The organism is Kribbella sp. (assembly GCF_035655035.1).
GTDB lineage: Bacteria > Actinomycetota > Actinomycetes > Propionibacteriales > Kribbellaceae > Kribbella.
The window spans coordinates 1-8,380 of record NZ_DASRVN010000724.1 but is presented as its reverse complement, the minus strand read 5'-3'; the positions used below and the strand labels follow the sequence as shown (position 1 = coordinate 8,380).

General features: G+C 69.6%; 10 protein-coding genes and 1 pseudogene. 4 read left to right on the top strand and 7 right to left on the bottom strand.

Annotation, left to right across the window (positions count from 1 at the left end; translation table 11 throughout):
• Positions 1 to 163: 163 nt before the first annotated feature.
• The gene (locus VFF46_RS37395) at positions 164 to 604 is read left to right on the top strand and encodes a MarR family winged helix-turn-helix transcriptional regulator (protein WP_209696476.1); all 441 of its coding nucleotides are present in this window, start codon (positions 164 to 166) and stop codon (positions 602 to 604) included.
• 136 nt (positions 605 to 740) lie between these two features.
• Positions 741 to 1,316 carry a dCTP deaminase gene (gene dcd / locus VFF46_RS37390; RefSeq protein WP_325041999.1) on the top strand — a complete coding sequence of 192 codons (576 nt, stop codon included), beginning with the start codon at positions 741 to 743 and terminating at the stop codon, positions 1,314 to 1,316.
• A 39-nt stretch (positions 1,317 to 1,355) separates the two neighbouring features.
• Here dcd and VFF46_RS37385 read toward each other — a convergent pair whose 3' ends face one another.
• From VFF46_RS37385 to VFF46_RS37365, 5 genes are all read right to left on the bottom strand, one after another.
• Complete coding sequence (locus VFF46_RS37385) at positions 1,356 to 2,852, bottom strand: hypothetical protein (RefSeq protein ID WP_325041998.1); 1,497 nt, start codon at positions 2,850 to 2,852, stop codon at positions 1,356 to 1,358.
• A 103-nt stretch (positions 2,853 to 2,955) separates the two neighbouring features.
• Positions 2,956 to 3,144 (bottom strand): hypothetical protein, encoded by a 189-nt coding sequence (locus VFF46_RS37380; protein ID WP_325041997.1) that lies wholly within the window; start codon positions 3,142 to 3,144, stop codon positions 2,956 to 2,958.
• A complete protein-coding gene (locus VFF46_RS37375) occupies positions 3,141 to 3,386 on the bottom strand; it encodes a hypothetical protein (protein ID WP_325041996.1) in 246 nt (81 codons plus the stop codon). The genes VFF46_RS37380 and VFF46_RS37375 overlap by 4 nt, the downstream gene beginning before the upstream one ends.
• Positions 3,387 to 3,525: 139 nt before the next feature.
• Positions 3,526 to 4,362: a DUF4097 family beta strand repeat-containing protein gene (locus VFF46_RS37370; protein WP_325041995.1), complete on the bottom strand. Its 837-nt coding sequence runs from the start codon at positions 4,360 to 4,362 to the stop codon at positions 3,526 to 3,528.
• A complete protein-coding gene (locus tag VFF46_RS37365; RefSeq protein WP_325041994.1) occupies positions 4,359 to 5,123 on the bottom strand; it encodes a hypothetical protein in 765 nt (254 codons plus the stop codon). Before VFF46_RS37365 ends, VFF46_RS37370 begins: the two co-directional genes overlap by 4 nt.
• Positions 5,124 to 5,212: 89 nt before the next feature.
• On the opposite strand from VFF46_RS37365, the gene VFF46_RS37360 reads away from it, so the two are divergent.
• Positions 5,213 to 6,007, top strand: coding sequence for an SDR family oxidoreductase (locus tag VFF46_RS37360; RefSeq protein ID WP_325041993.1), 795 nt, complete (start codon positions 5,213 to 5,215; stop codon positions 6,005 to 6,007).
• Here VFF46_RS37360 and VFF46_RS37355 read toward each other — a convergent pair.
• Together VFF46_RS37355 and VFF46_RS37350 are read right to left on the bottom strand one after the other, a co-directional pair.
• Positions 5,942 to 6,697 (bottom strand): type II CAAX endopeptidase family protein, encoded by a 756-nt coding sequence (locus tag VFF46_RS37355; RefSeq protein WP_325041992.1) that lies wholly within the window; start codon positions 6,695 to 6,697, stop codon positions 5,942 to 5,944. The two genes, VFF46_RS37360 and VFF46_RS37355, sit on opposite strands and share 66 nt — an antisense overlap.
• A gap of 2 nt (positions 6,698 to 6,699) precedes the next feature.
• A complete protein-coding gene (locus VFF46_RS37350; protein ID WP_325041991.1) occupies positions 6,700 to 7,320 on the bottom strand; it encodes a helix-turn-helix domain-containing protein in 621 nt (206 codons plus the stop codon).
• 169 nt (positions 7,321 to 7,489) lie between these two features.
• On the opposite strand from VFF46_RS37350, the pseudogene VFF46_RS37345 reads away from it, so the two are divergent.
• A pseudogene (locus VFF46_RS37345) lies at positions 7,490 to 8,380 on the top strand (hypothetical protein); the annotation flags it as partial.

Sequence of the window (8,380 nt, the reverse complement as noted above, 5' to 3'; positions counted from 1 at the left end):
TTCTTGGGCAGTTTTTCACAAAGGGCGCGTTCAGGACTGGGCAGGTTCGTGATCTTCTGGCAGATTAGAACGCGTTGCCGGGGGCAACATTTGACGCAACGTGAGGACGCGAGTCCTGGACCGGGCGAGCTGGTTGCGGGGCAACTGGATGAAGGGGTGAACGGTGGCAACAGACACAAGTGACGCGGTGGACAACCTGGAGAAGGAGCTCGTCACGTTGGCACGGCGGCTGCGCGGTCTGCAGCGGACGCTGTCCGACGAGGCGCACCCGGACCTGGAGCCGGCACAGTACGCGTTGCTGAACCACGTGGAGGAGCTGGCACCGGTGCGGATGGCCGACCTGGTGGCAGCGCTCGAGGTCGACAAGGGGCCGGTCAGCCGGGCCTGCGCGCGACTGGAGGAAGAGGGCCTGCTGAAGCGGGCGGCCGACAAGTCGGACGCGCGCGCGACCCTGCTGACGCTGACCGCGGCCGGCAAGCGCAAGCTGACGGCGGCCCGGAAGAAGCGGCACAAGGTGATCGAGGACCTGCTCAAGGACTGGTCGCCGTCGCAGGTCAAGACCTTCGCCACCCAGGTGTCGAAGTTCAACAAACTGGCCAACTGACGATAGTTGCCTCAGGCCCAGGTCTGGTGGTGCGGCCCCGCCGGAGAGCTGAGGGCTCCGGACACCCACACCACCGGAACCGGCCTCCCGGGCACTGGAGCTGTGCGGATGGGCGGCACGCTGCTAACGTGCGAGCGTGCTGCTCTCCGACCGTGACATCCTGTCCGAGCTCGACGCGAAACGGGTCCAGCTGGATCCGTTCGATGCCACGATGGTGCAACCGTCGAGTGTCGACGTACGGCTGGACCGGTTCTTCCGGGTTTTCGAGAACCACCGGTACCCGCATATCGACCCGTCCGAGGAACAGCCGGACCTGACCCGGCTGGTGGAACCCGACGGCGACGAGCCGTTCATCCTGCATCCCGGTGAGTTCGTCCTGGGATCGACCTACGAACTGGTCACGCTCCCCGACGACGTCGCCGCCCGGCTCGAGGGCAAGTCCTCACTCGGCCGCCTGGGCCTGCTCACGCACTCCACCGCAGGCTTCATCGACCCCGGCTTCTCCGGCCACGTGACCCTCGAACTCTCGAACGTCGCCACCCTGCCGATCAAACTCTGGCCCGGCATGAAGATCGGCCAGCTCTGCTTCTTCCGCCTCTCCTCCCCCGCGGAACACCCGTACGGCTCCAGCAAGTACGGCTCCCGCTACCAGGGCCAACGCGGCCCCACCCCGTCCCGCTCCTTCAAAAACTTCCACCGCACCGACGTCTGAACGAACGAAAGGGGCCCGCGAGGGCCCCTTTCTCATAGATCAGGCGGTCGCCTTCATGAAGATGCAGACCGAGTCGAGCTCGTTCGTGACGGTGTAGTCACCGTGCGGCTGCTGGCTGTAGACGCCGCCGTACTGCGAGACGGACTCGGGCGACCTCAGGGAGCCGTCCCAGATCGCGAGGTCACCGTTCCCAGAGGTACGGCTGTCGGAGGGCGTGCTGCCGTCGGACGGCGTGTCACCGGCCGTCGGGGTGTCACCGGGCGAGGGCGTGTCTCCGGTGGACGGGCTGTCGCTTGCACTCGGGCTCCCGGACGCTGACGCGCTCGGGAGGTCAGCGCCGGTCTTCGCATCCAGCAGCACGGACTGCGCCTCGGTCTTCGCGTACAGAACGCCGTGGTAGGCCGCCGTGACGATCGGGACGTTGCGGTTCCCGGAGTTGTTGGAGAAACCCCAGGCCTTCTTGCCGGTCGTGTCGTCGAAGCCGATGATCGTGTCCGCGTTGTCGGCCTGCTGCTGCTTGACACAGGCAACCGAGGACGCCTGGTCGTCGAAGCACTCCCACCCGTTGCCGGAGTTGACCGCCACCGGCGGCATCGGGGTGGCGGCCACCGCACCAGTCGAGAGGTCGAGCGAGTAGATCGCCGCGACGTTGGTCCCGTTGTCGTAGTCGGTGTACTTCATGCCGAAGAAGTAGGCGTGCTTCGCGGTGCCGGCGAGCCCGTCGAACGCGGTCTGCAGCGGCCCGACCTGCTTGGTGATCTTTCCGCTCGCGCCGTCGGCGAGCACCATCGCGGAGTCGTTGGACCGGTCCGTCTTCGCCGGCTTCTCGGCTCCGATCACACCGTTGTGCACCGCGGCCGGGGCGATTCCGGCGATCAGCGTGGCCTTCTTCGTCGCGGGGTCGGCGAACAACGTCGCCGGCGCAGTCCCGCCGTACGAAGCCATGCCACCGACCTGGACAGCGATCTGGCCGCTCTCCACGTCGTACGCCGCCTTCGCGATCGAGGGCTGCTCATCGGTGGACTTGGTCGAGGTTTCGGCCACCTTCGCGCCGGTCGCGACGTCCACCCAGCGCACGACCACCAGGCCCTGCGGCTTCTGGGTGCCGTTGCCCTTGTCGGTCTCGGAGTAGACGACGACCGCGACGTCCTTGCCGTCGACCTTTACCGCCTTCGGCGGGAGCACGCTGTTGATCGTCGTGGTCGCCGCGGGCGCGACCTGCATCGTCCAGGTCTTGCTGGGGTCGGTGACATCGTGGCCGGAGAGGACCTTCTTGTTGCCGACCACGGCGACCTTGCCGACGAGCGCCACGTCCGCGTGTTTGAGCGTGGCCTCGGCCGGGTCCTTGATCACCGGGTACGCCGTGCCGATCGCGAAGGCCTTGGGTGGGTCGAAGGTCGGGACGCTCGGGGCCGTGGGCGAGGCGGAGGTGGTGGACTTGCTGCCGCTGTTGTCGGAGCCCGAGCCGGACTTCTTGTCGCCGCCGCAACCCGCGAGCAGGATCAGGGCTGCGGTGACAGCTGTCGTTGCCACCATCGGACGCAACATCGTTGGTTTCTCTCCCAGGTCGACCGAGAATGATCGACTGAACGCTAGCAGTGTTCGTGGGTCGGGCCGGGAGTTATCCACAGGGGTTGCATCAAGCTGCAGTTCGCCGCTGATCGCGGGTCTGGGGGACGGGTCCGACCAGCCCCAGACGCTCCAGCAGAGCGTGCAGCGCGACGGCGGACCCGGTCCCGGCCGGCGGGAGTACGTCGCACTCCCGCCGTACCTCGGGGACCCGCGGTGCTTCGGCCGGCGGGAGGTGGATCGCCGCGGGTTCGGTCATCGGACGATGGAGAGGCCGGTGCCGCGGTGGCGGGGCTGGGTCTCGGTCAGGGCTCGGGTGGCCGGCTCGGTCAGGCGGCGTGAGCTGGGTTCCAGCTTGTCGGCCAGCCGGCGCAGCGCGCCCGCCAGGCCTTCGCGCGGGCTGGTGCGCGGCTTCCGCCCGCGGCGCTGCGCCCTCGCCTCGGCCGCCCGCAACTGCTCGGCGACGCGGTACCGGGCAACTTCCTGCTGTTCGCTGATCATGGTGGTTCTCCCCTCGCGTTGTCCCCGTGCTGTGGTGGTTTCAGGCAGTGCTTCGCCCAGCTCCCGCCAGGCCGGCGGGAGCTCTTGATCCCCTCGTCATTGCGACGAACTCGGGCTGCCGAGTTCGACAGGTGCTGCGTCAGACCTTGGTGACGGTGATGTCGCCGGAGACGGTGCGGGCGCGCAGCATCAGGGCGCGCTCGCCCTCGGCGGGCTTCTCGCCGGGCTCGAGGTCGCAGCGGATCCGGCCGGTGACGGTCTTCAGGTCCAGGTACGTCGGGAGTCCGTCCGGGACCCCGATCTGTACGTCGCCGCGGGCCGTCTCGGCCTGCACGCTCGGTCCGTCGGCGATCTCGACCGTGACGTCGCCGGAACCGGAGGTGGCGACCGAGTGGTCGCGGATCCGCTCGATCGTGATGTCCCCCGAGCCGACCTTGACCGATGTCGGACCGGCGACGTCGCCGATCGTGACGTCACCGGAGCCGGTGCTCAGCCCGAGGGCGTCGCCGGCCTCCTCGATGTCGATCGAGCCCGAGCCGGTGCTGGCCCGGACCGCGCCGACGGCGTGCTCGACCTTGACGTCGCCGCTGCCGGTGTTGACGCCGAGCTCGCTCTCGGCCCGGGTCAGCCGGACGTCGCCGGACCCGGTCGCGAGCCGCGCGGACCCGAGCGGGACGTCCGCGACGATGTCGCCGGACCCGGTCTTCACCCAGGCCTCGAGCACCGCGGCGGTGGCGATCCGGACCGTGATCTCCGGTCCGCGCCGGACGTTCCGCGGGCTCTCGATGATCAGCTCGCCGTCGCTGACCTCGCAGATCACGCCGTCGTCGTCACCGTCGACCTCCATCGAGACCACGGTGCCCTCGCCGTCCGGGTTGGGCCCGATCTCGACCAGTCCGGATCCGATCTCGATCCGGATCCGGTCGATCCGGTCGTTCTCGTCGTCGTTCAGTTGGGTTGCGCTGTGCTCGCTCATTCGGCCCATCCCGTCACTCGCTGGCCCGGGCCGTGACCGCCACGGCGCCGCTCCTTGTCGTCACGCCGGCGGTCCTTGTCCTCGCGGCGACGCTCCCGGTCGTCGCGGCGGCGGTCCCGCCCGCGCTCCCCGCCGAACACGCCTTCCTCGCCGAACGGCCCGTTCGGACCGAAGACGCCGTTCGGGCCGAAGACCCCGTCGGGGCCGAGCGGTCCGTTCGGACCCAGCGGGCCCTCCGGGCCGAACACCGGGCCGCGCGGTGGGCGCGGCGGCCGGGGCGGCCGCGGAGCGCCACGACGGCCGACGCTGAGCTCGGTCATCACGGTACGCATCAGCCATGCGTTCGAGGAGATGCCCTCGGCGTCGGCGGCCTCGTCCACCTTGTTCTTGATCGACATCGGCAGCCGCAGCGTGATCCGCGCGGTCGGCTCGTCGGCGTCGGGCACGAACTGCTCGGCAGTCGCGTCCTGGACGTCGTCCTCGAGGTCGTCGGTCTCGTCCGGACCGGTCAGCTGGCTGGGCGCCGGCGTGACCACGAACTCCGGGCGGCCGCCGGCCATCCGGAGCTCGACCGACCCCGGGGACAGCTCACGGCTGATCTCCCCGGCGGCGTCGGACAGGGCTGAGATGAGGGCCAGGCGGCCCGCGTCATCCAGCGTGGCCCCGAGGCGCTGTGCCACGGAGCGGGTTTGCTCGTCGGCCAGGGCGGTGGCGTTCTCGACGCTCCGCCGGACCGACTCGAGGTAGTGGTCAAGTTCCATGACAGCAAGCATGGCGTCACGATGACGTCATTGTCAACCCTTGTGATGTCATGACGCCGTCGAACTGGCGTCAGGGCAGAATGATCCCCATGAGCAGAGGCGTACTGATCACCGGTGCATCCAGAGGTGTCGGCGCGGCCGCCGCACGGGCGTTCGCGGCTGCCGGCGACCGGGTCGTGCTGCACTGCCGCGGCGCCGTCGAACTGGCGACCAAGATCCGCGACACACTGCCCGGCGACGGTCACGCAGTACTCGCCGCGGACCTCGGCGATCCGGCCGCGATCCCTGCCCTGGTTGACGAATCGGCCGCACTGCTCGGGCGGATCGACGTACTGGTGAACAACGCGGCGATGTTCGTCGACGAGCCGGTCGCGGGCTCCCGGCGGGTCGGTCACCCACTGGCCGAGACGTCGTACGACGAATGGGTCGCGACCTGGCGCCGTACGCTCGCCGTCAACCTCGAGGGCGCTGCGCACGTGACCTGGTGCGTCGCGCGGCAGATGCTCGACACCGACCCGGCGGACGGCGTACGGCGGGGTGCGATCGTCAACGTCGGCTCCCGGGGCGCGTACCGCGGTGAGCCCGACGTCCCGGCGTACGGCGCCTCGAAGGCGGGACTGCACGCGCTCGGGCAGTCCCTGGCGGCATCGCTGGCGCCACATGACATCACCGTGACGTCAATCGCGCCCGGCTTCATCGCCACCGACATGACCGAGTCGTTCCTGGCCGGTCCCGGCGGCGACGCGATCCGGGCGCAGAGCCCGTTCAACCGGGTCGCCACCGCGGACGAGGTGGGGAACGCGATCTACTGGCTCGCCTCAGCCGACGCGAACTGGGCGAGCGGTGCCGTCCTCGATTTCAACGGGGCGTCGTACCTTCACTAGCACGATCGCGGCGGCCGTCCAGACCGCCGCGAGCACCGCCATCGGGAACACGTCGCCCTTCTCCTCGTCGAAGAGCAGGATCAGCCCGAGGTTCACCGCGGCGTGCGCCGCCGTCGCGACCACGAGGTTGGTACGCCGGGCGCCCTGCAGCACGACGCCCATCACCACGGACAACGCCGTCGCCATCACCACGAACAGGCCCATGTAGACGAGACCGTTGGCGAACCCCCCGATGTGCCAGAAGCCCCACAGCACGCCGACGATCAGCGCGGAACGCAGTACCGAGAACCGCGTCTGCAAGTACGGCTGCAGGTACGCGCGCCAGCCGAGCTCCTCGCCCGCCGCGCCCACGATCATCGTCAGTACCAGCACCCCGAACGGGAACGGCAGGCTCTCCGCGCGCCACGGCCGCCCCGCGACCACGTGCACCAGCACCGACACCAGCATCGCAGCGACGACGATGCCCACCACCAGAGCGCTCCGCCCGACGGCGACGCGTACGGGCGTGAACCGCGCATCGACCCTGGTCGTACGCCGGAACGCCAGGAACATCACGCCCACCCCGAGCGCCGGCGCGAACTGCACCAGCTGGATCAGGTCAGGGCTCGGGCCGATCGCCGACTGCAACGCGTTCAGGATCCCGCTGAAGACCATCGTGGCCAGGTAGAAGACCACAACCCGCAAGAACACCGTTACTCCTGGATGAGGTAGGGCGCGATCATCAGGTCGAGCTGCTCGGCGAGGAACCCGGTCAGCGGGCCCCAGCCGTTCACCGCCCAGACCTGGAGCGCGCCGTTGAAACAGACAAGGGTGTGCCGCGCCAGCGCCGGTACGTCGGTGTCGGCGCGGAGCTCTCCGGCCTCGACCGCGGCCCGGTAGAACCGGTCGCAGCTGTCGACGATCGCCGCCGAGTGCGCGAGCGCGTGCTGCCGGAACTCGGGGTCCGCGACGTCGAGCTGCACGAAGCCGAGACCGTTGCCGAGCTGCTCGCGGTGCTCGATGTGAGCGACCGCGGACAGCGCGAAGTCCCGGAGGGTGGCGAGCGGGGAGCTGTTCCGGCCGGCCACCTCGTCGGCGAGGCGCTCCACCATCACCGGCGAGCGGGCGGCGGACGCGAGCAGCAGACCGCGCTTGGAACCGAACCTCTGCATCAGGGTCGGCGGGGCCAGGCCTACGCGTGATCCGACCGCCGCGAGGGTGAGTTTCACCGGGCCGAGCTCGGCCAGCACCTCCCTGGTCGCGTCGAGGATCGCGTCGTCGCTCACCAGCCGTGGCCGGGCCATCGCGCCGCCTTCGAGTTTGTGAATGGCCATTCGTTAATGCACGAGATCGTAACAGATCCTTGTTGGATCAGTTAGTCAGTGACAACGGGTGAGGTTTCGGATACTGCTTTCGGGCTGCCGAAAGTGGTCCGGACCGCGATCCCGCCGTCCGGCTGCACCCGTCCGTGGCCGGGCTCGTCGTACCAACGGGAGCCTCTTCATGCGTTTCGCCCGCATCACCCTGGGCCTGCTGCTGGCACTGTCAGGCCTGGTGGCCACCGTCGCAGGGGCCGTCGCGGCCTTCTGGCTGGTCGGCCCGGACAACACGATCACCACTCCGCACCGCGAGCTCGCCAGCAAGGGCCTCGCCGTCGTCAGTTCGCCCGAGCTGCTCGACCGCCACGGCGCGACGCTGCACGTCAGCGTGTCCGGCGACAAGCCGCTGTTCGTTGGTGTCGCCCAGGATCTCGACGTCCGCGACTACCTCGCCGATGTCCAGCACACGCAGGTGGTCCGGTTCGGTCTGCCGGCCACGTTCGGCACGCAGGAAGTGCGTGGCCGCACCAACAAGCTGACGCCGCCGGGCTCGCTGGACTGGTGGGTCGCGCAGTCCGCGACCGGTTCGCAGTCGCTCACCTGGGCGGTCCAGGACGGGCGGTACGACGTCGTCGTGATGAACGCGGACGGTACGCCGGCCGTCGGCGCCAAGGTCACGGTCGGCATCCAGGTGCACCGGTTGTTCGGCATCTGCCTGCTCGTACTCGGTGCGGGCGTGCTCGTACTCGCTCTCGGGGTCGCACTGCTCCGTCGCCGCCGCCCGGCGCAGTCCGGGGCCACCGACACCCGGGAGATCCCGGTCATCACCACCCGCATCCCGGTCCTGCTCTCCACCGCCCCCGTCGAGGTACCGGCCGCCCCCGCGGACGACGACGAACTCGCCCCGGCGTACCGCGTCTCCCCCTTCCACCCCGACCGCGTCAGCCCCTTCGCCCCGCTCCCAGAATCCGCCGAGCCGACCGAACAGCCCGCCAAGGTCCGACCCGCGGCCACCGAGACAGCACCGACCGCACTGCCCACCACACCCACACCCACACCCACCCCCGCCACATCC